The 24,984-nt window shown below is 49.5% G+C and carries 25 protein-coding genes; 8 read left to right on the plus strand and 17 right to left on the minus strand.

Features of this window, described 5'->3' with window-relative positions; genetic code table 11:
- Positions 1-10: 10 nt before the first annotated feature.
- Together G8768_RS11350 and G8768_RS11355 are read right to left on the minus strand one after the other, a co-directional pair.
- Positions 11-2,263 (minus strand): indolepyruvate ferredoxin oxidoreductase subunit alpha, encoded by a 2,253-nt coding sequence (locus G8768_RS11350; protein ID WP_166846984.1) that lies wholly within the window; start codon positions 2,261-2,263, stop codon positions 11-13.
- A 93-nt stretch (positions 2,264-2,356) separates the two neighbouring features.
- On the minus strand, positions 2,357-3,136 hold the full coding sequence (locus G8768_RS11355; RefSeq protein ID WP_166846981.1) for a cyclase family protein: 780 nt from the start codon (positions 3,134-3,136) through the stop codon (positions 2,357-2,359).
- 472 nt (positions 3,137-3,608) lie between these two features.
- Between G8768_RS11355 and G8768_RS11360 the strand changes: the two genes are divergently transcribed.
- Positions 3,609-4,091 (plus strand): MarR family winged helix-turn-helix transcriptional regulator, encoded by a 483-nt coding sequence (locus G8768_RS11360; RefSeq protein WP_166846979.1) that lies wholly within the window; start codon positions 3,609-3,611, stop codon positions 4,089-4,091.
- Complete coding sequence (locus tag G8768_RS11365) at positions 4,091-4,513, plus strand: MarR family winged helix-turn-helix transcriptional regulator (protein ID WP_166846976.1); 423 nt, start codon at positions 4,091-4,093, stop codon at positions 4,511-4,513. The genes G8768_RS11360 and G8768_RS11365 overlap by 1 nt, the downstream gene beginning before the upstream one ends.
- A 9-nt stretch (positions 4,514-4,522) precedes the next feature.
- On the opposite strand, the gene glpQ is transcribed toward G8768_RS11365, so the two are convergent.
- Both glpQ and G8768_RS11375 read right to left on the minus strand, forming a co-directional pair.
- Complete coding sequence (glpQ, locus tag G8768_RS11370) at positions 4,523-5,614, minus strand: glycerophosphodiester phosphodiesterase (protein ID WP_243749488.1); 1,092 nt, start codon at positions 5,612-5,614, stop codon at positions 4,523-4,525.
- A gap of 142 nt (positions 5,615-5,756) precedes the next feature.
- A complete protein-coding gene (locus G8768_RS11375) occupies positions 5,757-6,470 on the minus strand; it encodes a YebC/PmpR family DNA-binding transcriptional regulator (protein ID WP_166846973.1) in 714 nt (237 codons plus the stop codon).
- Positions 6,471-6,583: 113 nt separating this feature from the next.
- On the opposite strand from G8768_RS11375, the gene G8768_RS11380 reads away from it, so the two are divergent.
- Positions 6,584-7,540 carry an ROK family protein gene (locus G8768_RS11380; RefSeq protein ID WP_166846970.1) on the plus strand — a complete coding sequence of 319 codons (957 nt, stop codon included), beginning with the start codon at positions 6,584-6,586 and terminating at the stop codon, positions 7,538-7,540.
- Positions 7,541-7,574: 34 nt separating this feature from the next.
- Here the strand turns inward: G8768_RS11380 and G8768_RS11385 are convergent, their stop codons facing one another.
- From G8768_RS11385 to G8768_RS11395, 3 genes are all read right to left on the minus strand, one after another.
- Positions 7,575-8,189: a LysE family transporter gene (locus G8768_RS11385; protein ID WP_166846967.1), complete on the minus strand. Its 615-nt coding sequence runs from the start codon at positions 8,187-8,189 to the stop codon at positions 7,575-7,577.
- 107 nt (positions 8,190-8,296) lie between these two features.
- The gene (locus G8768_RS21285) at positions 8,297-8,944 is read right to left on the minus strand and encodes a glutathione S-transferase N-terminal domain-containing protein (protein ID WP_166846964.1); all 648 of its coding nucleotides are present in this window, start codon (positions 8,942-8,944) and stop codon (positions 8,297-8,299) included.
- A 69-nt stretch (positions 8,945-9,013) separates the two neighbouring features.
- Positions 9,014-9,334 carry a hypothetical protein gene (locus G8768_RS11395; RefSeq protein WP_167202768.1) on the minus strand — a complete coding sequence of 107 codons (321 nt, stop codon included), beginning with the start codon at positions 9,332-9,334 and terminating at the stop codon, positions 9,014-9,016.
- 417 nt (positions 9,335-9,751) lie between these two features.
- Here G8768_RS11395 and G8768_RS11400 point away from each other — a divergent pair, with 417 nt between their 5' ends.
- Both G8768_RS11400 and G8768_RS11405 read left to right on the plus strand, forming a co-directional pair.
- On the plus strand, positions 9,752-10,168 hold the full coding sequence (locus G8768_RS11400) for a rhodanese-like domain-containing protein (protein ID WP_166846958.1): 417 nt from the start codon (positions 9,752-9,754) through the stop codon (positions 10,166-10,168).
- A gap of 224 nt (positions 10,169-10,392) precedes the next feature.
- Positions 10,393-12,258, plus strand: a complete 1,866-nt coding sequence (locus tag G8768_RS11405) for a methyl-accepting chemotaxis protein (RefSeq protein ID WP_166846955.1) — start codon at positions 10,393-10,395, stop codon at positions 12,256-12,258.
- Positions 12,259-12,290: 32 nt separating this feature from the next.
- Here the strand turns inward: G8768_RS11405 and G8768_RS11410 are convergent, their stop codons facing one another.
- The 10 genes from G8768_RS11410 to G8768_RS11455 form a co-directional block, all read right to left on the minus strand.
- Complete coding sequence (locus G8768_RS11410; RefSeq protein WP_166846952.1) at positions 12,291-12,491, minus strand: DUF4177 domain-containing protein; 201 nt, start codon at positions 12,489-12,491, stop codon at positions 12,291-12,293.
- 82 nt (positions 12,492-12,573) lie between these two features.
- Complete coding sequence (locus G8768_RS11415; RefSeq protein ID WP_166846949.1) at positions 12,574-13,113, minus strand: metal-dependent hydrolase; 540 nt, start codon at positions 13,111-13,113, stop codon at positions 12,574-12,576.
- A gap of 149 nt (positions 13,114-13,262) precedes the next feature.
- On the minus strand, positions 13,263-14,003 hold the full coding sequence (locus tag G8768_RS11420) for a DNA/RNA non-specific endonuclease (protein ID WP_208020160.1): 741 nt from the start codon (positions 14,001-14,003) through the stop codon (positions 13,263-13,265).
- A gap of 245 nt (positions 14,004-14,248) precedes the next feature.
- Positions 14,249-15,976 (minus strand): FAD-dependent oxidoreductase, encoded by a 1,728-nt coding sequence (locus tag G8768_RS11425; RefSeq protein ID WP_166846946.1) that lies wholly within the window; start codon positions 15,974-15,976, stop codon positions 14,249-14,251.
- A gap of 26 nt (positions 15,977-16,002) precedes the next feature.
- A complete protein-coding gene (locus G8768_RS11430; RefSeq protein ID WP_166846943.1) occupies positions 16,003-16,494 on the minus strand; it encodes an aromatic-ring-hydroxylating dioxygenase subunit beta in 492 nt (163 codons plus the stop codon).
- Positions 16,495-16,505: 11 nt separating this feature from the next.
- On the minus strand, positions 16,506-17,831 hold the full coding sequence (locus G8768_RS11435; protein ID WP_166846940.1) for an aromatic ring-hydroxylating oxygenase subunit alpha: 1,326 nt from the start codon (positions 17,829-17,831) through the stop codon (positions 16,506-16,508).
- A 54-nt stretch (positions 17,832-17,885) separates the two neighbouring features.
- Positions 17,886-18,629 (minus strand): SDR family NAD(P)-dependent oxidoreductase, encoded by a 744-nt coding sequence (locus G8768_RS11440; RefSeq protein WP_166846937.1) that lies wholly within the window; start codon positions 18,627-18,629, stop codon positions 17,886-17,888.
- Positions 18,630-18,682: 53 nt separating this feature from the next.
- Complete coding sequence (locus G8768_RS11445; protein WP_166846934.1) at positions 18,683-19,075, minus strand: Zn-ribbon domain-containing OB-fold protein; 393 nt, start codon at positions 19,073-19,075, stop codon at positions 18,683-18,685.
- On the minus strand, positions 19,075-20,277 hold the full coding sequence (locus G8768_RS11450; RefSeq protein WP_166846931.1) for a thiolase family protein: 1,203 nt from the start codon (positions 20,275-20,277) through the stop codon (positions 19,075-19,077). Before G8768_RS11450 ends, G8768_RS11445 begins: the two co-directional genes overlap by 1 nt.
- Positions 20,274-21,890, minus strand: coding sequence for an AMP-binding protein (locus G8768_RS11455; RefSeq protein ID WP_166846930.1), 1,617 nt, complete (start codon positions 21,888-21,890; stop codon positions 20,274-20,276). Before G8768_RS11455 ends, G8768_RS11450 begins: the two co-directional genes overlap by 4 nt.
- A 412-nt stretch (positions 21,891-22,302) precedes the next feature.
- On the opposite strand from G8768_RS11455, the gene G8768_RS11460 reads away from it, so the two are divergent.
- The 3 genes from G8768_RS11460 to G8768_RS11470 are packed head-to-tail and all read left to right on the plus strand — an operon-like array spanning position 22,303 to position 24,972.
- Entirely contained in the window at positions 22,303-22,911 is a 609-nt protein-coding gene (locus tag G8768_RS11460; protein WP_166846928.1) for a hypothetical protein, read from the plus strand.
- 16 nt (positions 22,912-22,927) lie between these two features.
- Complete coding sequence (locus G8768_RS11465; RefSeq protein ID WP_166846927.1) at positions 22,928-23,608, plus strand: response regulator transcription factor; 681 nt, start codon at positions 22,928-22,930, stop codon at positions 23,606-23,608.
- A 2-nt stretch (positions 23,609-23,610) separates the two neighbouring features.
- Positions 23,611-24,972, plus strand: a complete 1,362-nt coding sequence (locus tag G8768_RS11470; RefSeq protein ID WP_166846926.1) for an ATP-binding protein — start codon at positions 23,611-23,613, stop codon at positions 24,970-24,972.
- Positions 24,973-24,984: the final 12 nt, after the last annotated feature.

Here is a 24,984-nt window from a genome sequence, read left to right on the forward strand (position 1 = left end):
GGGTCACTCATTAAAAGGCGTGTTTATCTAGCTTGGCTTGCAATCGGTTTTGTAAAAAGCCGATTACTTTTTGTCGGATACCGTGTAAAAAGGAATCCATTTTACTGGGATTGGAAATCACTTCCGCACGCACAAAGGAAGGACACAACACCGCCGAATGAGCATTGGCACCGCACAAACCACAACCCAGACAATCGTTGTCAACATACGCAACCGGATCGGATTTTAACGGGTTCGGATTTTCTTTAACCGTCAAAGATGGGCAGCCCGACAAGCGAATACAGGCGTGATCGCCGGTACACGTTTCATCGTCCACAAAAAAGCGTTCACGCACAACGCGCTTACCTTCCTTAATCGCCGCGCGGGTTTGTGGCTTCACACGCCGTTGCTTGTTCAGCATACACTCGTTCTGGGCGATGATGATTTTGGGGCCTTTAATCGGCGTTTCCATGGCTTCTTTAAACGTAGCCTTCACCGTTTCCACATCATAGGTGTCCACCACACGCACCCACTTTGCGCCGACACCCTGTACGGCTTTCTTAATCGGGTTTTGGGTACTGCGGTGATCCACATAAAACTTGGAAGACAAGATATCCTGGCCACCCGTTGCCGCCGAATAGTTATTATCGACGATCAAAAAGACGTTATCGTTTTCATTAAAAACCGCACTGCCGATACTGCTGGTCAAACCGTTGTGCCAGAAACCACCATCACCCATTACATTGATGGTGCGACGCACGCCATCAACGTTAAAAGCAGAACCCGCAGCGCCACCCAGACCATAACCCATCGTGGTATTACCCAGATTGAAAGGCGGCAAGATGGAAAACAGGTGGCAGCCAATATCCGCACTGACATGGAACTCACCCTTTTCAAACTGAAGCTGCTTAATAGCCGAGAAGATTGGGCGCTCGGGACAACCCACACAGAAACCCGCCGGACGCGGTGGCACCAGCTCATCCAGATCCTGAAGGGGAATTAAATTATCGGCTTGAGTATTTGGCTGTGCGGTCGCGTTGGCAATGACATTTTGCGCAGCAAGCTTGGGGTCAAAACTTTGCACCACATTGTCAGCCGAAGAGACGTTGTCATTTGCCGCAAGGGTTTCAGCCTTACCCAGCATCTCGGGGGCTTCTGTCTGAATGAACGCTTCCACACCTTCTTTCAGAGGCTGACCTTGATATTCACCATAAACCGGCAGCATGCCCTTGCCGTGTAAACGCGTAGGCACATCAGCGTTGCGCAGCATTTTATTGATTGCCTGCTCGATATAATCCGGTTGCCCTTCTTCCACAACCAGCACCGCATCTTTGCCACGACAGAACTCAATAATTTCCTCATCCACATAGGGATAGGTGACGTTCATGCAATACAATGGAATATCGCTGTTCCCAAACGCATCCGCCAAACCGAGAATATTCAATGCCCGAATCAGCGTGTTGTACAAGCCACCCTGCAAAATAATGCCGAGTTTTTCATTGCCACCGCTGCGAGGTTCAAAGAATTCGTTCAGCTTATTGGCTTTGATAAAATCGATGGCCGCAGGCAGGCGATCCTCAATTTTCTCTTTCTCATGCAAAAACACCGAAGGCGGCAACACAATACGGCTGGTATCGCGCTCTGGGTTTTCCATCGCTTCCTTGACGGTCAACGGTGGAGGCACATTGTCTTTTGCGGTAAAACGCCCATGCACATGACAGGCACGGATGCGCAACTCCAACATTACCGGGGTATTACTGGCCTCCGAAAGCTGGAAGCCCCACTCTACTGACTCGGTAATCGAAGTCAGATTGGGGCGTGGATCCAGCAACCACATCTGCGATTTCATGGCGAAAGCGTGGGAACGCTCCTGCATAATGCTGGAACCTTCACCATAATCCTCACCAACAATGACCAGCGCCCCGCCTTTAACGCCACCCGAAGCCAGATTCGCCAGCGCATCGGACGCCACATTGGTACCCACTGTCGACTTCCAGGCTACTGCCCCACGCAAAGGGTAGTTAACCGAAGCTGCTAACATGGCCGCTGCCGTCGCTTCACTGGCATTGGATTCGAAATGCACCCCCAACTCTTTGAGAATTTCCTGGGAATCGTTTAGCACATCCATCAAATGGGAAATGGGCGAGCCCTGATAACCACCAACGTAAGCAACGCCAGATTGCAACAAGGCTTTGGTGACACCGAGAATACCCTCCACATGGAGTTCTTCACCAGCACCTTTGCGCAGAATTTGAACTTCTTTTTTAAACGACCGCTCGGCCATGGGAACTACCTTCAGCCAGGCACAGTTAAGGCCTCGCCTATCTATTCGAGAGGAAAACAGCCACCGCAAACGCGATGGCTAAAATGCTTTTACTTAAGATTCAACCAGTGCCAATACACGCAATGGGCTGCCCGAACCATTTTCAATCTTCAATGGTGGCGCAATAATAATGGCGCCTTTGGGCGGCAACTGATCCAAATTATTCAAACTCGCCAAGCCGTATTTATTGGCACCGTGCATCAAGGTGTGAGCCGGGAAAGGCGTTTCAAAACCACCCGCAGCCCCCGCATCAGTACCGACCGTTTCCACACCCCAACCCATAATGTTACGTTCTTCCAGCAGATACTTGATCGCTGCTTCAGACGGCCCTGGAGTATGCGGACCATTTTCATCCGCATTGAGAAAATCCGCGCCCTCGCGCTTGGACCAATCCGTACGCATCAACACCCATGAGCCCGCTTCGATTGAACCATGCTCAGCTTCCCAGGCCTTAATATGCTCGGGCTCCAGCAGGAAATCGTTGTTCTCAGCCGATTCTTTACTGAAATCCATCACACAGGCGGGGCCCACCAGATTGTTAACATCGATGGTATCGGTGGTGCCATCGTTGTACTCCTTACCACTGATCCAGTGACCCGGAGCGTCAAAGTGAGTACCGGTGTGCTCACCACAACTGATCTGGTTCCAGTACCAGGCTGGACCACCATCGTCGAACTCGGAGATCACTTCGCTTTTAAAGGCAGGAGAATTGGCAAAAGGCTCTGGCAACTGAATTACCGGAGTATCAGGACCCAGAACCTGGGTGAGATCGACAACTTTCACGGCACCGGAGCTTAACTGACCGGCTAACTGCATCAGACTATTCGCAGACATAGGGAATCCTCTCGCTATTCTTATCATTCATTCGATTCAGGCTTGCCAAACCAGGCGCTTCGTTAAACCGCTCACCCGCCAGCAAAACCATACTGTGCCACAGCATGTCCATACTTCAACAGCCCATCGAATACGGCGCTTCAAACGCGGAATATTCTTCACTACTGCCCAAGTATTTCATGACCACAGAGGCTAGCCTTAGCTGAAATATATATTATGAGTAATTCTTTAACTTGTAAACAATTTTTCCAGACCCTATCCTGTCCAACTGTCAATTCAGTGAAACGTAAACAGGGAAGGCGATAAAACGGCAAAAAACCTTTCGCTTAAAGTGGTTTTGGGGGCTTTTCAGGTCGTTTTGACGATCTGCGTCAAATACATGCCGTGTAAGGTTCTTTTACACTGCCGATCAAGGGTACAATAGCCCGATGGTGCATTGATAAGCACCCGCAATTAAGATGAAGACATATTCATGGACACAGTACTACAAGAAAAACCATACAACGACAGTCACAGCAAAAACGCCCTGCGCGCTTGGTTACAATTATTGAAATGTTCCAAACGCATGGAGCAGATGACTAACAGTCATTTGGACAAGACCTTTAAAAGCTCACTCACCCGCTTCGATGTGCTGGCCAATCTGGACGCCATGGACGGGGAAACGGTGAGCACCACCAAGCTGGCCAAAAGCCTGCTGGCCTCTAAAGGGAATATCACGCGTCTGCTGGATCGCATGGAAGAAGATCAGCTGATTACCCGCAAACCCAATCGTGAGGATCGTCGCATCAGTGATGTCTTCCTCGCCGAGAAAGGTCGGGAAGAGTTTCAACGCATGGTGAACGACCACGAAAACTGGGTAGACCACGTTTTCAGCGTACTCAGCAATGATGAAGAAAAAATGCTGATCGAAACCCTGGGCAAGCTGCGCCATCATCTCGAAAACACGGTTGTCTGATGAGCAAAGGCTTCGCGCAAAATTACCTGGGCTTTCTGCTGGCCAAGGCCAGCCACATCACCAGCAATGAGTTTCACCTGCGTTTGAAGCAATATCAGATCCCCATTAGCAGTTGGCGAATTCTGGCGAGCTGCTGGGACGATAAACGTACGGTGGGCGAACTGGTTGAAATGGTTCTACTCAATCAACCTACGGTCAGCAAGTCATTGGACCGACTGGCCAATGATCAGCTGATCGAACGCCGCAAGGATGACGACAATAGACGCCTCGTTTATGTCGCCCTGACCGAAAAAGGTCGCAAGCTGATGGAAGAGCTGATTCCCCTGGCAAACACCCACGAACAACAAACCTTTGCCCACCTGAGTGACGCGGAAAAGCAGCAACTAACCGAACTGCTGCAAAAAACCATTAGTCGGGTATAAAGCCGCCTTTTACTGAGGGAGCAATTGGTCCCGGGCCGCCCTGGCTCGATCGGGAAAATCGGTAAACACGCCATCGACCTTTACCTGACCAATAAAATAGGCCACAAACTCTTCAAAACTTTTAAACTGTTTTGGCACCTGCCCTTCATCAGCACGGAAGGTATATGGGTGCACCTGCAAACCCGCAGCATGGGCTTCGCTCACCATATGATTGGCCTTACCACTTTCGCGATCAAGCAGCATGGGGAACCAGGGGCCGATACCTTCAGCATAAGCGGCAATTTTCTTGGCTGCCCCCGGTGCCATCATCCAATCGTAGTTATAAGGCTCGATTTCAAGCCCGAGAGCATTTTGACTCATACCCTCTCCCCAGCTCGTCATAGCGATCAGCTGAACCAATTTAAGATTCATTTCCAGCCCGGGCATTAATTCTCGATCAATTCTTTCCAGCTCATTGGCATCGAAACACTGTAAAAACACTTTATCAGCTTGATTCACATAGCCATATTTTTTCAGTTCTTTCAGCACCGCCACACTGATATCTTTACCTGCAGCTCGGTGCAACGCTGGCGCTTTAATCTCCGGGTAGATACCAATGTTTTTGCCTGTGCTTTTGTTCAGGCCCTGAATCAATTCCAGTTCCTCAGACAGAGTCGAAACCTGAAAAGAAGAAGAGCCCATAGGAAAACGATTGGGGTATCGCTGAACGGCTTTGCCATCTTTTTTTCCAAAAATCTCGGTCATCGCCAGCTTCTTGATTTCCGCCAGGGTAAAATCAATCGCATAGTAACGCCCGTCACTGCGAGCACGCCCGGGAAAGACCTCAGCCACATTGGTCACTCGATCCAAAAAAGGGTCATGCAAAACCAATAACGCATCGTCTTTGCTCATGACAATATCCTGCTCGATATAGTCAGCGCCCATACCATAGGCCAGCGCTTTTGCCGCCAGACTGTGCTCAGGCAAATAGCCACTGGCGCCTCGATGTGCAATCACCAGCGCTTTCGAGGGCGATTTATCAACCGATGCTGCCAACGCCATTGGAGACCAGCCCGCTATCGCAAAGAGTGAAACACACAGAGAGAACATAACAACGCGCATAGAATGATCCTTATAGTCTTTGCCACCGAGTGTAATCGAAACTTATGAAGGCAATGTGAAAGAATTCTATTTAGACAAACGGTTTTAAAGAGAGCACTTGCAGATACAAAAAAGGCCGCATGATGCGGCCTTTTGGGTTGCATTATTCAGCGTTATGAAAGACCCGCTGAACATCGTCCAAGTCATTGAGCATATCCAGCAACTTGTCGAAGTTTTCCTGATCATCAGGCGCTACCGCAGTGGTGGTCTGTGGCACAAACTGAATTTCATCAATATCAAATTCAATCTCACCAAAGGCTTCAATTACGGCTTGCTTCGCTTTGTGGGATTCTGTGTGAGGTGCAAATACTGTGACTTTGCCATCATCCAGCTCAATATCGGTGACATCAACATCAGCCATCATCAAGGCTTCCAGCACCGCCTCTTCATCATCACCGGCAAACACCAAAATGGCCGAGTGGTCGAACATATGACTGACTGTGCCCTGGGAACCGATTTTCGCCTTGGCTTTGTTAAAGCATGTGCGAACGTCACCAAAGGTACGATTCGGGTTATCGGTCAAACACTCGACGATCACCATGGTATTGCTAGGCCCAAAGCCTTCGTAACGTGCCGGAGAGTAATCTTCACCACCGCCACCTTTGGCCTTATCCAATGCCTTTTGGATAACGTGGCTAGGCACCTGATCTTTTTTTGCACGATCGATCATCGAGCGCAATGCCAGGTTGCCATCGGGGTCTACACCGCCGGATTTCGCACATACATAGATTTCGCGACCATATTTACTGTAAACCTTGGCTTTCATGTTCGATGTTTTGGCCATCGACTCTTTTCGGTTTTGGAAGGCTCTGCCCATAGGAATCGTCCATCACTTCGTTCAAAAGGCGGGATTTTAACAGCTCAGGCGGTGGCAAGAAAGTCGGCCGCCGGATACCATGCCCAACAACAGGAACAATACAGAGCCAATGCATGAATAAGGCCCCCAAACTGCGCCTGGGAATCGATCTCGGCGGTACAAAAACAGAAGTTGCCCTGCTCGACCAGCAAGGCCTCGTTCTTGAGCGAGAACGCCTGCCGACACCACAAGGCGACTATCCGGGAACCCTCAATACCATCCAGCAACTAATAGGCCGTCTTGAAGCACGGCACACACTCAATGGCTTGGCTCTGGGCATAGCCACACCCGGCTCGCCCTCCAGCATAGATGGCCACATGAAGAACTGTAACAGTATCTGTTTGAACGGAAAGCCACTGCTCACGGATCTGGAACAAAAACTGCGACGCCCTGTTCGCCTTGCCAACGATGCCGACTGCTTTGCACTTGCCGAGGCACATAACGGCGCCGCTCAGGAAGCCAATAGCGTCTTTGGTGTCATTCTCGGAACGGGTGTTGGCGGCGGTCTGGTGATTAACAAACGACTGCTGCAAGGCCCTAATCACATCTGTGGTGAGTGGGGGCACAATCCTGTTGCACTTAATGCATTGCAACCAAACGCCGCCTTCAAACCCGAGTCACTTTCAGCTTATGAACAGGAGCGTCCCTGCTACTGTGGAAAAACAAACTGTGTGGAGACCTGGCTGAGCGGGCCAGCGCTAAGTCAAAGTGATTGGGAACTGGGAGGCAAACATCACAAGCGCCCTGCCCGGGAAATAGCCTCAGCCAGCCAAGCAGGTGAATCCCAGGCCAGCCAAGCCATCAATCACTACACACATATTCTGGCGTCCGCGCTGGCAACAGTGATCAATATCATCGATCCCGAGGTCATCGTACTTGGCGGCGGATTATCGAAAATAGATTCCCTCTACGAGCAGCTGCCTGATGTCCTGACCCCCTATGTCTTCAGTGATGAGATTTTGAACCGCATTGTTCCGGCCCAACAAGGAGATTCAGCAGGCGTGATTGGAGCGGCGTACCTCTGGGGCTAGCGGGAAGCCCCAAAGATCTCGGGAACAGAGGGTGCTAGCGCTCAGTAAAAGCCAATTTCAAACCCAGTGCAGCAAAGCTCCCAGCAAACACCTTTTGGATCGCCATGCTCGCTTTCTGTGAGCGCACAATGAACGCACTGAAACTGCCGGCCATAAAACCATAAAGCACAAACACCAGAAACGTCATCAGCATAAAGACCAAACCCAGTGCAAACATGCTCACCAGAGGCTGCGCAACATTGGGAGACACAAACTGAGGCAGAAAAGCCAGGAAGAAAATAGACAACTTGGGGTTGAGAATATTAATCAGAAAGCCTTTCAACATAATGCTTCTGGCGCTCAACTCAGTCTGATCACTCTCAATCGCCAAGGGAGAAGACGAACGCCACATGGACCAGGCCAGATACAATAAATACGCAGCCCCCAAATACTTCACGAATTGAAACGCCAGGGCGCTGGTATGGAAAATCGCCGCCAAGCCAAAAACACTTGCCAGCAAAGGAGGAACAATTCCAAAGGTACAACCAATGGCCGCGTATAAACTGGCACGTTTACCGATAAACAAGCCTGAAGCCACCGTATACAGGACACCGGTGCCAGGAATCAAAACCACCACCAGAGAGGTTATCAAAAACTCGATAGAGATCACGGGCATTTCCTTATTGTTGGCGCAAGAGAATGGTTAAAACACCATAGAGACCAGAACCATAACAAATCTCGCGTCATTCTGTACAAAGTTAAAGGGCCAAGCCCATATCAGACACCTTCGGCAAAAGGACTGATATCCATTCCCTCGATGTCGCAAACAGCACGAATACTGGGGTTTTCAGCCATTCGCTTCAGATAAGCCGCCAGATTCTTAAAACTCAATGGCGACTGTTCAATCGGCAGTGACCACTCTGCCAACATAAACAGAAAATAGTCACAAGCACTCAGCTGCTCACCCAGCAAATACGGCTGCAGTTCTAACTGGTCATTAATAATCGACAAGGCATTGGCAATACACTGCTGTTGCGCAGCGCGTACACTGGGAACTGTGTCCTCCCTATCCGTGTGCCTGTGAGGATAGTAGTAGACCATCAACTCGGCTTGCAGGGTATTGTTCAGGAAGGCTAACCACTGAAAGAATAATGGACGCAGCGGATCACCCATTGGAGGTATCAAGCCATGCTCGGGATGGGATTCGCACAAGTGAATGCAAATCGCCGAACTCTCGAAAATGGCCTGGCCCTTGTCGACAAGTGTCGGGATGCGCCCTGCCGGATTAAGCTTGAGGTACTCATCAGACTTTTGAGCGTTGGATTCCTTATCAACCAAAACCAGCTCGTAGTCCAGACCCATATGATGGAGCAGGAAATGAGGCGCCAGGCTTGCGTTGTTAGGATAATAGTAAAGTGTGTACACAATGACTCCCTGTGGTTAAAAACCATGGGTATAGAATGCCACAAACCGTCCGAAATGCACTTTACAGATTCAGAACGCACTTCCGCAGTACATGCAATAAGGTCTGTTCAAACGGGTTTTCCTATTGCACTGTTTGCAGGTACTTACCTCTCTATACTTGCCATCACGCTTTCCATCCCGAAGATCGATTTCCTCTATCTTCTTTTCTATGGCACTTTTATCGACGCCCAACTCGGCCAACAATTCTCCCAGAGCAAGCACATAGAGATTCAAACGCTCAAATCTCTCAGCCAGAGCATCGATCTCAGTATCGGCTTCCCTTTTGTCTCTCGCTTGCTTTGATTCAAGCTGATTAAAGTGCTCTCTTTGAAGAAAGTCATAGTGATCCATTTTGTATCTCTCCATTTTGTGGACTTTTATATATCAGTATAAAAATGTATCCGCATAAGAGCAGCTCCCCAACCTATTGCCCTTCCACAATCAGCACAAGTCCGCAGCCTGAATAAAAAAGCAAAATATTTTTAATGAGCCATTACTTGTTTAGTCAAGCGCCTTTACCGAAAAGAAAAAAATATATCCCCTACGGTTAAACAAATTCCGTGTATTCCGAAGAATAAAAAACGTTGGGTAAAAAAGTAAAATCTTATATCAGCCAACTCGCCCGCCAAAAAAGAAACACGGAAAACCACCGACCGTCAGAAAAGCCAAAGAGATTTACAATCAAATAACCACATTTTTTTGCAATGTATACAGGGCTAAATTATATCTTAATTGAATCGACAAAAAGTGTATTCAAGGAGAATATTTGTGACGTTATTAAGCAAGGCTGCCTGTCTATTTCTCGGCTCTCTGCTGGCATTTTCTGCCATAGCCGAAAAGAAAGATGCTCCATTGGAAGTCGCTGGCGCGGAAACAGTAAATACTGATAAAGCCAAGGAGCTGTTTGATGCCGGAGCACTCTTCATAGATCCCAGACGCGACTCTGACTGGGCTGAGGGCCGCATACCCGACGCCGTGCATTTGGAAATGAAGTCGGTGTTCAACGAGCAAAGTCTCGCTGGCGAAGCCTCTAAAGACGAGGCTATTGTATTTTATTGCAATGGTGCAAAATGCTCTCGCTCCGCAAAGTGTGCAGCGAAAGCCATCAGCTGGGGTTACAGCAAGGTGTACTATTTTCGCGACGGACTTCCTGCCTGGAAAGCCGCCGGCTTTCCCGTTGAGTAAAATACTCAGTCTTGCATCGATGAGAAATTAATCTGATTGAAATGGAATAGCTGTAGCGAATTTTACTATAGCTTTCACCCTAACAGTCGATAAAAATTCAGGCGCCTGCTATTGGAGGTATTCAGAGGCACTGTCGACTTAATTGCCTCTGTTAGGGTAATTACCCAGGAACCAGGACACACCGGACAAAACACCTCCCGGGATGTCAGCAGCAGGAATGTAGCATGCTTTTGCGTACCCGAATTATTGCCTTCACCTCCATAGGCATTTTGGCCGTCGTCATGATCATGGCCTTGGCCAACTACAATATTCAAAGTTCAGCTCAAACGCGTTTCGAACACACCAGCACCCAAGCCAAACAAGTATTGTGGAATAAAATCATCGCCGGTGAACAACAATATATGGAGGAATCCATTTCCAGCCTGACGCGGGACAGACAATTACGTAAAGCCTTGAAAGCCGAAAATTACGACGCCATTCAGGAACAGGCTCTGACCAGTTATCGGCGTTTAAGCACCAGTACTGTTTTGGACCGCATTGATATTGCCGACACCCAAGGTACTGTAAAATTCAGCGCACCGGAAAGTACTCAGGGCTGGGAAAACAACCCTCTCATTCAAGCAGCGCTGGACAGTGGAAAAATCAGTAAAGGTATCGTTCTGCTGAATAATGAACCGTTTATTCAAATGAGCTTCCCATTAAACTTTCGGGGAAAACTGATTGGTATTGGCATTTATTCCAAAAAGCTGTCCCAGGCCATTGCTGAATTCAAAGAGCTGGATAAATCTGAAGTGGGAATCCTGCAAACCGACAGTCGCCTCGCCCTGAGCACCGCAGCCAAACTCTATCAACAGATGACACTTAAAGTTCCGGACGATAAGACGAGCCAATTTCTGCGCATTGATACGGAAGATAAGGCGCTTGCGGTCAGCCTCAATCCTATCTTGAATCCGGAAAAAAAACTTATTGCCTATCTTGCGACGGCTAATGATCAAACCACCAGCTATCAGATAGAAGATCGCACCCATATGTTGGCCATCACCCTCTCACTGATATTGATCGCCGCCATCATTTTTGCATTCATGGTGTACATTCGCCGCTCATTTGAGCCTGTCAATCAAGTCGTTAACAGCTTGCAAAACATTGCCGAGGGCAACCTGAATGTACAGCTCAATAACACCGGCAAAGATGATGAAATTGGTCAACTGACTACCGCCGCTGGCACGATGGCCAAGCAACTGAAGGAAATCATTAATCAGGTACGATCCATGGCCACTCAGCTTCAGGAAGCGATCAGAGCGATGGATGATATTGTTGAAGAAACCGATCTTGGCGTTCAGCAACAGCTTCAGGAAACCCGCCGGGTAAACGATGCTATCACCGAAATGTCGGCCTCGGTTAGTCAGGTGGCGGAACACGCAAACGCCGCCGCGAACAATGCCAGTACCGCAAACACTGATGCCCTGGAAGGTGAACGAATCGTTCAGCAATCGATTGAATCCATCGAACAGATGTCCAGCAATATCAACCACTCTGCCCGTGTCATTAATCAACTCGATGAATCCAGCCAGGAAATTGGCAGTGTACTGGATGTCATACGAGGCATTGCGGAACAAACCAATCTACTCGCTCTAAACGCCGCTATCGAGGCAGCCCGTGCGGGCGAGCAAGGCCGGGGCTTTGCCGTCGTCGCTGATGAGGTGCGCACCCTGGCCAGTCGCACACAGAAATCCACACAGGATATTCAGGACACCATCGAGCAGCTGCAGGCTGGCTCCCGCCAGGCGGTTGAAAGCATGGAAAAGAGTATTGAGCAGGTCAGTGAAAATTTGAAGCAATCCCAGAAAACCAGCGATTCTCTGAGCACCATCGCCCAGGCCATCGATGGCATTAATAATATGAACACCCAAATTGCCGAAGCGACGGACAGTCAATCACACACAACTCAGGAGATCAGCAGCAATGTGCACAGTATTAATGGCCTGGCCGAAAAAAGCGCCAAGGGGGCCAGGGAGACATCAGCCTGCACCGCGCAGCTAAACCATATGGCCGGGGATTTAACCAAGCTGGTGGCGCATTTTCAGATTTAAACAGCGGCCGTTCTCGCCACGCCAATCGCTACTTATTTAGGGCGTTTGGCAACACCGTGAAAATGTGTGGGCCCACCTGGCATCGATGGGTCCATACGAAAATCAAGATCAATAATTTCCCAGCCTTGCGCACCTAGTTGATTCAAATAGTCTTCGGCTTGCTGTATGGTCCGCCCACTTAGGAATCCACCCTTCTCTGCTTTTTCAGAATCTATAATTTTGTATTCCCACATCTTTATCGGCTTCCTTTTTATCGTCTTTCTTATTAACGGCTTTATTCTGATGGTATATAGCACGCTCGCAGATTAGAACACGCTAGACCCGAGAATTGGGCAGTCTACGTCGAAATGCCCAGGCAAGCAAAGCAATCACTGCACCGGGAAGAAACACCCAAATCAGCTCCGATGACAGCACCCTCAAGCCACGCTCCGTAAAAAACGCTTTGATACCAATAGGCGACACTTGAATAGGTCGATGCGGCAGAAAGTAACGCTCCTGATCAAAGGGCCAATACAAAGCGACACCCAAGCCACCATTCGTCATAGCATCAAGCAAGGCATGTGATGCACAAGCAATAAAAGAAATCAAAAACACCGCAACGGGGTGGGAATGCAGCCTGCGCCAAAAAGCCGTGCAAAATAGCGCGATCAGCGCTGAGAAAAACAAGGAATGCGTGAATCCTCGATGTCCCCACTGGGACTCGTACGGTATACCCAACTTAAACGCCAGCACATCCGCATCCGGTAATATGGATAAAACAGCGGCAAGGATGAACAGGCGCAAATGAATCGCATTGCTCTTCAGGGCGACATAAGCCACAGCGGGAACAACGACATGGGCAAAGGCGGATGCCATTGATAATCCTCAGAACTCTGGCAAATAGAAAGACAACTCAACAAATCAAGAACGACAGTTCTACCCATTCACTTTATCATATGCACTTCATGGTCTAAACAAGCAAGGCGCAGAAAGGACTTTCTCAAAACTATCATGGGCCTGCGCGGCTATCGCAGATCCCACATTTCTCCTGGCTCGCTTTTCTGTTTATGCATGTCTTTACCTGATATTCGATCCCAGAATCTTCCTCCAACTTTTTGCTCCGCATCATAGGTATTAACAAGATATTCGCCAAGATCACCATTCAGCTCTCTATTCTCCATTTCAAAGGTCCAAAGCTTTAATTTTCCACTGCTCTCTTCAGCCAAGATACTCTTTACAAACGCGTGAGGAACAGGAATATCAATACCATATTCCTCATGTTCGCTCCCTATAGTTTCCACTTCTCGATCGAAATAAAAGACTGGAGCGGTCAAAACATAGGTTTCTAACACATTACTTCTACCATTTAGTTTTCTTACAGCTTTCTCGAGCTTTCTCCATATTTTTCTATTGAAATCGGGATGTTGTGGCGACATATTCGATAAAAGAAATGTCTCGCTATTTTGAATATGGAGCTCGTCCTGATTAGCGCTGGCGACAAGATGCCCACGATCGAACCCGCTATTTTTATAAGCTGTCAATCCCCCTCGAAACCTCTCAGGAACCCTGATGTCGGCGCGAAAGTTATCAGCTCTCTCAACATCCCATTCGAATCTCGCTTCAGGGTTTACAATCTCTAATACCCATTTTGCCTGCCTGAAGTACCAAGAATACCCAATGGTAAAATAACGACCAGCCAGTATTTCATCACATACTGGAGCACCATAGCGCATCTCACGTTGCATCTGAAAAGGATCGTTCATCATTTCATTTTCCTCTTTTGACGTTTATATCAACGAGCTGCCAAACCAAATGCCGACTCGTTATTTTTCAGAAAGACCTTAGTCAACTGTAGACCAAGCAATATCTAAACATAGCTAGGGAAAATGAATGTTAAATTTATAAGAACAGGGAAAAATAATGGCGCACAAAAAAACCTGCACTTCAGCCGGTGGCAATTTAACCGCCAGCTGAAGTGCAGGTTTTCAATGTTTACGCAAAACCTTGAAGATTAAGACATCAAATCCGGCATCTTTTTACTGAGTTGAGCTTTAAGTTCTGTGGCAGCACCCGTTAAGGCAAACCCTCTCAGTTGACCATCTTCATCATGATATTCGGCTTTCACATTGATGCCCTCACCCATGATTTTCCACTGACCGGAGAGATCTCGCGGAGGCGGACAAACCACTGTCGGGCAAGCCGGGGTTTTAATGGTGACAGGCATAACGCCATAATTTACAGATTGCACTTCCCCACCTGCCAGATTATTGGCCAGCACCTTGGCGCAGATACTGAGCGGTTCGATGTAATACAGGAGATGGCCTTCAACCTGAGCGCAATCACCCAAGGCGTACACATCAGGCGCTGAACTCTGCAACTGTCGATCAACCAGAATACCCCGCTCCACCTTCAAGCCCGCCTGTTCGGCTAGTTGAATATTGGCGCGCACTCCGATGGCCGAAAGAATAAGGTCACAACGCACCGTGTCGCCATTGCTCAAGGTTACCTTCAAACCTTGCGCGTCTCGATCAATGGTTTCAGCGACCGTATTAAAGTGATGTTTTACACCCAGGTCGCTCAAACCCTGCTGCACGGCATGGGAAGCCTCGGGCGGCAGCAATGTGCCCAGAACCCTGTCCATGGCTTCCACCGCTTCAACGTCGTAACCGCTGGCCGCCAGGTCATTGGCGTATTCCGAACCGATTAAACCACCACCGATAATCAGTACTTTTGCTTGCTGCCCCAAACCTGCCAGAGCCGTTCTGAAGCGTTGATAGTCAATTAAGTCATTGACCTGATACACCCTATCCAAAGCATTGCCTTGCATGGGCGCCTGAATGCACTGGGCACCTAATGCCAGCACCAACTTACCGTAATTCAGTGGCTGACCATTGATACTCAAGCGTCTATTTTCAGTATCGATGGCATCTACGCTACTGAATATGCGGATATCCGCCAGCAATTCGGCGGCCATTTGCTCTGCACTTTTGCTTTGCAAGTCACTGGCGGTTTTGCCTTTGCTGAACCCGGTCGACAACAACGGCTTGGAATAGAAAGCTCCGTCATCGCGACTGATCATAATCAACGGTGTTTTCTGATCGGACTGACGCCACTCGCGAGCCAGTTGATAAGCCGCCAAGCCAGTGCCAATAATAACCAGAGGCTGACGACCGTAATCGATGTCGTAGTCGGCAGTTTCGATTGTCGTTTTGCGGCTTTCTTCAGCACCGGCTCCGGCACCTTCGACAAGTTGCATTTCAAAATCGTCTTTGCCGACACCACACTCAGGACACACCCAATCATCAGGGATATCCTCCCAGCGTGTGCCCGGCGCAATGCCATCCTGCGGCCAACCTTTGGCTTCGTCGTAAACCCAACCGCAAACAATACACTCCCAGACTCGAAAGCCCTGGTTTTGGGAAGTTTCCTGATCACTTTCCGAAACCTTCGGAGCGCTTTCTGCAGGTCCGAACATGGCGGCAGCCGATACATCCGCAGCGGCAACTTTGGCCCCCAGAGTTTGGCTATTGCTGTGCATGCCCGCAAATTGATTATGGGATTGCCCTAGCGCTTCAGGGTTAGCCGAATTAAAACGACTTTTTTCAGCACCGCAATCCGGGCAGCTCCAGCCTTCGGCCAACTGACTGAACGGCGTATTTGCGGCGATACCATCCGCCGCCCAGCCGAACTCCGGGTAATACACCCAGCCGCATTCATAACATTGTTGACACTCACTCATGCCAATTCCCCTAATTACCTGAGACCTTAAACGTAGGTTTGGATAGACCCATGCGGCGCATCGCAATTAATCAAATCTACACGTTTGCGCTGAATATGGTAGCGGCCATCCAACAGCACAAGATGATAATCGCAGGTGCCCGCGTATAACTGCTGTTGGTCTCGGTAATACATCACACATTGAAAGTTACAGCTCACATGACAATCGCCGTTGCTCTCATCAAATTCTCTGATTTGCACATTGCCCAGCACATGGGAACTGCGAATGGTGAAGTCTTTGGAATGAGAACGTGGATTATCAAAGTGACGTAAACGAATCTCCATCAAATCACGATCATCGTAAAAGATGGAGATGTGGTTTACAGGGTCTTCTTGATCCGGGGTAACGGGCATCCAGTAATCGCCCGTCTGAGTAAACAAATCAATCCACTCACGCAACTGCATGCGATCCAGCAAGCCGGTTTCGTGATACAGAAATTCTTCAATCTTTTTAAGCCCTGGGCGTTGATACTGACTCATGATAATTTCCCCTAGGCCTTGATTTTAACGGTTTCAGTATTGGTCATCAGTTGCAGCCAATACTTGTACTGATTTCGGAATGGCAACTCACTGGAGCCTGTCGCTTCGATGGAACCATCTGCCTGTGGTTGATCATGATCCTTCTGGCGTTCCATGCTCACCCAGTCATGGCCCTGGCTATGCAGGCCAGCCTGAACACGTTCGTACACTTCAAGGTCATCAGCACCAACAATCGAAGAAGGGGAATTGATCAGGCGCGAATACAATAAAGTACGCTTCAACATCTCATCCGGCGCACCCTTCAGGCGAAAGGTATAGGTCTCAATGTCGGTACAATTTACAGAGATTGGGCGCACGACACGAATGGCTTGAATCGCACCTTTGATGGTCAACGATGGGTAGTACACCGTATTGTGACGGGCACAGGAAAAGATCTCCTTGGTTTTTTCTTTGCCATAGGCGCTTTCCATGGCGTCGACGTAATCCGGTACCGGCGGGTACGCACTGTGAATACTGACTTTATTGCCCGAATAGCTGTGTCCGTTAGGGAAGACCACATGGGACATGTCTTCAAAGAAGTCGTAGGAGCTGCCGAAAGGTCCGAGAATATGAACCGTTTCCGGCACTTCACTGCCCTCGGGTAAATCCTTGGCGTAACCTTGACAAGCCTCAATGGCCGACTGGTGAGTTGCCATTGGATGCATGTTGTCATTCAAGTTTTCAACAAAACTTTTCCAGTTACAGTCGTGACGGTAACGTAAAACACCGCCCGCTATTTCCAGTTCACCTTCCGGAGAACGCTCGACCATATTGTCGATGGACGTCAGTGAATCGCCAAAATACTCTTTCAGGCCAGGTGCATTTGCATCCAGATTAACAAACACGAAACCATGATAGATATCAATCTGGGCCGCCGGGCGCAAATTGTATTCCGGATCATCGGGCGCGAAACCGCTCGTTTCCAGTGTTTTGGTCGGCGGGGTCGCCAGAAGCTGGCCATCGGTTGCAAAGGTCCAGGCGTGATATGGACAGCGGAATGCTTTCGCGCAGCCTTTACCATCCCCGACCAGCTTGGCACCTTTATGTGTACAGCGATTATAGAATACCGAGATATCGTCGTTGGTACGATTGCGCACCATCAACATCGATTGGGAGCCAATGTTAAAGGTTTTATAGTCACCGCCATTGGGCACTTCACTGGCATGACCAGCAAAAATCCAGGTTCGTCCCCAAACTCGCTCCATCTCAAGGTCAAAGATTTCTTCGTCGGTGTACACCTTGCGATGAACTCGCGCGGGTTCCACTAATTTTTCAATGTCTTCTACGGAATAGCTCATGGGGCAACTCCCTATCTCGCTTCACAATTACAATCGTTATTTTTTTGGCTTAACTTACAAACTTAAAGAGCCAAGGCTTGAACCGCCGCAAACAAACAACGTTTGCCCGGTTACAAAACTGTTTTTCTCATCCGCAAAGAAACTCACGGCTCGAGACACATCCCCTGGAAAGCCGGTTCTTTGAACAGGAATGCTGGCGGCCAGCTGCTTCATTTTCTCGCTGTCCTCGGGAATTACGTCATGGAACATTTCGGTAGCGGCGATCGGTCCCGGCGCCACCGTATTGACCGTAATACCGTACTGCCCCAGCTCCAGCGCCCAGGTGCGGGCCATCCCCATCATTCCGGATTTGGTAGCGGAATACACACTGCGCGTCTGCAATCCCAAGGCGGCTCGAGAAGTAATTAACACAATGCGACCAAACGCCGATTCTTTCATCGCAGGTAACACGGCCTGAGTCAGAATAATGGTTGCCGCCAAATGAATATTGCTCACATAGTCCAATTCATCCAACGCCACGTCTTCGATCAAATTGGCTTTGATCACTCCGGCATTGTGCACAAATCGGGTCACGTGAAAATCATTGGCGACTTGTTCAGCCACAGCCCGGGTAGCGTCGCGATCAGTAAGATCCACCGAAACATTGTGCAGACGCGATTGCCACTCGGCGTTCTCCAATTCCAGAGGACGACGAGCCAGATTGATTACCTGCATCCCCTGCTCCAGGAATTCCACACAAATACTGGCACCAATGCCGGTACTGCCACCGGTCACCAATACGCATTCTTTTTTACTCATAAGCCACCCATTATTCTTTAGAGGATGTGTTTCTTAAATTTTTCCGCAGCCGTTTATTCTGCCCGAAATACCGGAGCCGATGCGGCATCCAACTGCAGCTTCACATTCACACGCTGACCGCTTTGACCATCGCCGTGGACATACAATACGGGGCCAACATCGAGTTTTACGGACAGCAAAGGCCACGGCAGTTGTTCACTGAAATACGCCTCGAAGCTGTTGTGCAAATCCACTCGACTCAGAACCTGCCCCTCACCGGGGCAAGGCTGCCAACTCAGCTCATCGGCCAGGCAATGGCCACACACTTCACGCGGTGGATACGACCAAAGATTGCAGGCGGCACATTGCTGCAGGTGCAACTCACCTTTTTCAGCAAAGGCCTGAAGCTGCTCACCCAGAGCTGTGCGTTTGCGCGGAGGCAGAGATTGGGAAGAAGATGTGCTCATCAGGCTTCTCCTTTGGCCAAAATAGTCGCGGCGGAACAGAGGCCTCGATCATAGTTAATCATGCCGTAACCACTGACCATGGCATGACGGGCATTGGCAATTTGATTGCTTCCGGCCTGACCAATCAACTGGCGAACGCTTTCCACCAACCCCAGGAAGCCTGCAGCAGAACCTGCCTGCCCTACCGATAGCTGGCCACCTGAGGTGTTGTGCGGCAGACATGATTCGGTTTTGTCGCCAAAACTGTGGCCATCAAAAGTCAATGCGGTTTTGCGTACAAACTCTTTTGCTTCACCTTTTTTGCAAAAACCCAGATCTTCCATTTGCAACATGGAAATGACCGGGTAGTCGTCGTAGGTTTGAAGCATATCGATATCGCCAGGCCCAAGATTGGCCTGTTCGTACAAATCTGCAGCGTATTCCGTCCAACCGGCACGATACTGCACCGGATCATCACGGTGGGCATAGTGCAATTCATCAGCGGCAAGAATGGTGACATAGGGCAAACCCAGAGTTTGGGCTCGCTCGATACTCATCATCAACAAACCTTCGCCACCCGCGCATGGCATAACACAATCAAACATATGCACCGGGCCTGCGATTGGGCGAGCATTCAGATAATCTTCCATGCTCAATGTTTTGTGGCCAAGAAGCGCACCGGGGTAGTGATTGGCGTTATAGCGCTGCGCCAGGGCAATGCGCCCGAAGTCTTCACGGCTTGCGCCATACTGTTCCATATAGTGCTGGGTAATCAGCGCAAAAGCCGCGTTCGGCCCCCCGGCACCATAGGGATACGATGCATCACGGGTAAAGGTGGAAAAATCCGCAATTAAGTCGGCAAAACTGCCCGCCTGATTGGTATCACCGCCAATGCAGGCCACAATGTCTGCATCACCCATCTGCACCGCACGTGCCGCCCGGCGCATAGCGATCACACCCGAAGCTCCACCAAAGGGTAACTGCTCCAGATAACGGGGACTGATATCAAAATGCTGACACAGACTGATCACAGAATCGGGGCCCAATGAAAAACTGGAAATAGCCAAGCCATCCACATCGTCTTTTGCAATACCGGCCCGCTGGATCATTTCACCCAGACTTCGACCAATAAAGTAGGCCGCACCTTTTTCACTTTGTTTGGCATAGCCCACACTCACCGGGCAAACCAAAGCCACACCTTGATAGCTTGCAGGTCTACTCATCGTTTGCTGCCCTTTTTGAGGTGGCACAAATTAAAACAGCGCTTTTCTTCAAGAATTCGGGCGCCCAGTTTTTTAATTTCACCGCGCTGGGGTTTATTGGACGCGGTTGTCGGTAACTCATCCACAAAAGCGATGTAACCGGGCAGCTTGTAATACACCAAACGCTCGCGTGCGCGCTCGACAATTTGCTCTGCCGTTGACTCACTGTTCTCGACATCATTTTCGAGAATAATCAAAGCCATAACCTCATCGCCACGAATCTCGTCGGGCACGGCGCAAACGGCCAGCTGATCAATACCCGGGTCTTGACTCAACGCGGCTTCAACTTCCAAGGCGGAAATGTTTTCACCGCTGCGGCGAATCACATTTTTCCGGCGGTCCACAAAATGAAAGCTGCCATCTTCACTTTGTCGCACCACATCACCAGTGTGCAAATAACCGCCTTCCCAGGCCTCTGCGGTAGCTTCGGGGTTTTTGTAGTAGCCCGAGAAAAAGCCCTTACGCGGATTATCACCCTTGGCGCGAACCAGAAGCTCACCGGGCTCACCGAAGGCCACTTCCTGGCCCTCTTCATCAATCAGTTTTACCTCAACATCATCGGGCAGTTTACCGAAACAGCAGGTTCCCACATGTCGGGGTTCCTCAGCAGCGGTAATGCAACCTCCTGAGCCCGATTCACTCATCGCCCAACTTTCAATCAGCGGGAAACCAAAACGATCTTCAAAGGTTTTGTGGTGAGCCGGGTTCACTCCGGCACCAAAGCCGAACTTCACTGTGATTTGGGATTCCCATTCGCCCGGCTCAATATTGAGTAGAATCGCCGGCAATACCCCCAGGTAGTGCACAACACTCGCACGGCTTTCCGCAACGGATTGCCACCAGCTGCGCGGATGAAAACGATCCAGTTGAATCAGGCAACCGCCGCTCATGACCATACCCATAGTGGACACCGCCATGGCATTCATATGTACCAGCGGCAACGGCGTAAGCAAACGCTCTTTCCCGGGCTCGAGCTGAATATGGCCACCAACGGTCTGATACCAGCGCCCGAATTCCAGAAAATACTCATTACTTAAAATACAGCCCTTGGGCTTACCAGTGCTGCCCGAGGTATACAATAAGGCGCATTCGCTTTGCTCATCGCCGTCTTGCTCACGCGCCCTTTCCGGTGCAGCCGGCAGGCTGACCACATCGTGCGCGTTGGCAATGGCCAGAGAATGGGCGTTCAGGGCAGCAGCGGTTTTAATTTGTTCGATTCGCTCAGGCAGAGCCACGGCCAAACAGGATTCGCTGTTGTCCAACAGATAGGCAATTTCCGCATCTTGCATATCGCCATTGATTGGCACCACAGAAACCCCGAGCGCATTGAGTGCAAACCAATGAATAAAGAAATCCGGGCGATTCTCCAAAAGTAAGGCCACTCGATGGCCAACTCCATAACCGGCTTCAGCATAAGCCTGCTGCCAGGGAACAATCTTTGCATCCATCTCCCCATAGCTCAGGGTGATGGCTTCCGGGTGATAAGCCTTGGCGGCACTGGCGGGAATATGCAAGAACTCGCAGTTTGAATACTGCTCTACACTGGCCTGCCACTGCTTATATACGCTTGTCATGTGCATTCCTACTGATTTTCTTATCAATCTAATCTTGCCTGATCCTACTGGCCAGGCGGAGACAACATTATTGTTCTTTTTAAGGCCTTTATCGCCCTCGATGCGAGCGGAGCGGCTCAACCATCGATTTATGGCATACGGCCTTCTATTTAAAGACACCTTAACCCAATTAAATATGAAATGGAATATATTTATATGTAAATATTTATCATAAAGAGGCCCCCTTTTATCACCAATGGATGACGCCATGATTTGGACCAATAATGAGGCTTAATACCGCCTGCAGCCAATTAATCTACCATTAATGTATCGCTTTTATAGTCACTCTGGCTTACAGTCGTGCAATCTCTCTGCCGCCCGGATACAACAGCTATTCGGGTAAAACGGGCTTTTAAACGGCAAGATGGACACGATGATCTCAACCCTTGAACGAAACGGCATGCTCAAGCGCACCAGCAACAAGCTTCTCACCTCTTTCTTATCTCTTTGTTTACTGGCGGCCTTTACGGTTGCGCCAGCGCTTGGCAACGCCCAGGCTGACAAGAAACAGGAAGCAAAAGAGAAACGCAATAAGCCTGAGAAAAGTGCCAATAAAAGGAACGATAAAAAGAGCAACAAAAAAGGCAAAGAATCCGACAACACCATCTGGCTGGAAGAAAAACTCAACCCCAGCACCCAATGGCTGGAAAAGACCGTCAAACCCCTGACCCGCTGGATTGAAGACCAAGTACAGCTGGAGCCCAAAGAGCAGAGAAACAAGCAAGCCGTAAAAAAACCTCGCCCCCAGGAAAACCATCAACGCCGCCCTGCAAACAACTTTGCACCCAACAGCTCGGGTAAACCGTTGAGCGAAGCGGATATACGCCGTCTGCTAAAACAACGCTACTCGGCCAATGTTTTGCATATCAAAGCGCTGGGACAAGGCCAGCAACGGCGTTACCGGGTCAAGCTCATTAACCAGCAAGGGGTGATTCAAATTCTTTATCTGAGTGCCATGAACGGCCAGGAGATTTCCCGCTAGGGAGAACGTACCTATTATGCAGATTTTAATTGTTGAAGATGACCAAGAGTTACAAGGCCAACTGGCCAGACAACTCAGCAACAGCGGCTTTCAGGTTCAGGTCGCCAACGATGGCGCCCAGGGCCTGTATTTCGCGAAAGAATTCCCCATTGATCTGGCGATTATCGATTTGGGCTTACCTCGCATGGACGGCATGAGCCTGATTGAACGCTTGCGAGAAGAAGAATTAAGTTTCCCAATTTTAATTCTGACAGCGCGCTCCAATTGGAAAACCAAGGTTCAGGGGCTCGATGCCGGTGCTGACGATTACCTGACCAAACCTTTCGAGCCTGAAGAACTGCAGGCACGTATTAATGCCCTGCTGCGCCGCTCCACGGGTGTCAATCGCAAACGTTTGAGCAATGGCCCTTTCCAGCTGGACATCACCGCCAATGCCTTTTTTATCAATGACGACGAAGTGGAGCTGACCAGTTTTGAATATCGCCTGATGGAACACTTCATGTTGAACCCGGGCAAGGTAGCGACCAAACCACTGCTACTGGAACGACTCTACGATGACCCGGTGGACGAAAACACCAGCAATGTTCTGGAAGTGATCATCGCTCGCCTGCGTAAAAAGCTTGATCCTGCAGGGGAGCTGAAACCCATCGAAACGCTCCGTGGTCGCGGATACCGCTTTAAACAAATGGCCGACTGACCATGTCCATTGCCCAACGCCTGTTTTTAATCAGCTTCCTTATTCTGGGGTTTATCGCCCTGGCGGTCGCTGTCGGCCTGGGCAAAGCACACAGTTTGAACGTCGAAACTTTGATACGTGAACGACTCAAGCTGATTAATTACAGCCTGTTGAGTCAGGCGGACAATTTCAGTGGTGAAATTTATCTGCCCCATACTGTAAACGATGAGCGTTTTAATGAAGAAGATTCACCCCTGCTCGCTCAAGTTTACGATGACCAGGGGCGGCTGGCCTGGCGCAGCATATCTGCCACGACCCACCAACTCAGCCTGCCCCAACCGGAAGCTGGCCAGTGGCTGTTTGGCCTTGCGGTTGATGAACAAGGTCAGAACTACTACAGTCTGAGCTACAACACCAGCTGGCCGGATGAATTTGGTCGACACAGCCGCTTTGTGTTCAGTGTGTTGGAAAAGGCCGATGGCTATCAGGAACGTCAACGCAATGTGTACTGGATCATCGCCATCTCCACCGGCCTGGTTTTGCTTGCTCTGTTATTGCTGCAATGGTTGATTGTTCGGCTCAGTTTAAAGCCTCTGCAAAAACTCAGCCGAGATATTCAAAACCTGAACAGCGGCGATCAGGAAAAGCTGTCTTCGAGCTATTCCAAAGATCTGAACCCCATGGCTTTGGATCTGAACCTCATGATCGATAATGAACGCCGCCAGCGCCAGCGTTATCACGATCGCATGGCGGATTTATCCCACAGTTTGAAAACACCACTGTCCGTGTTACGCGGTTTGAGTCACGAAGCCGAGGAAGACCTGATCGATAAAAAACAGCTCAGCCAAAGTATGAACAAACAGCTGCGTCGCATGCGGGATATTGTCGACTATCAATTGCAAAGAGCGGTCACCGGTAATCAGCAAGCCAGCTTTGTTGCAGTGTCACTTGAGCAGGAAGTGGGCGCCATCATCAAAGCGCTGCAAAAAGTCTATCTCGACAAGAACATTCAATGCCAAATCAATATCGAGAAAGGCTTGTCAGTTTATGCGGATGAGCAAGATATGGCCGAGGTATTTGGCAACCTCTGCGACAACGCCTTCAAGTATGGCAAAAGCCAGGTCGCCGTTGATGCCTGGCAGGATAAAAAAGCCTGGTATTTCAGCGTCAGCGATGATGGCCCCGGCATCCCGGAAAATGAACAAGACAGCATTTTTGAACGCGGTGTTCGTCTCGACAGTCAAGCCGAAGGCCAAGGTTTTGGTTTGGCTCTGGTGAGAGAAATTCTAGCTTCATATCAAGCTGAACTCAGTTTGTCGAGCAGCCAATGGCAAGGCGCCAAGCTGCAACTGCGCTTCCCAAAACATAATAGTAGTACCTCGTAATAATGGAGAGTA

Source organism: Pseudoteredinibacter isoporae (assembly GCF_011602085.1).
GTDB classification, from domain to species: Bacteria; Pseudomonadota; Gammaproteobacteria; order Pseudomonadales; family Cellvibrionaceae; genus Pseudoteredinibacter; species Pseudoteredinibacter isoporae.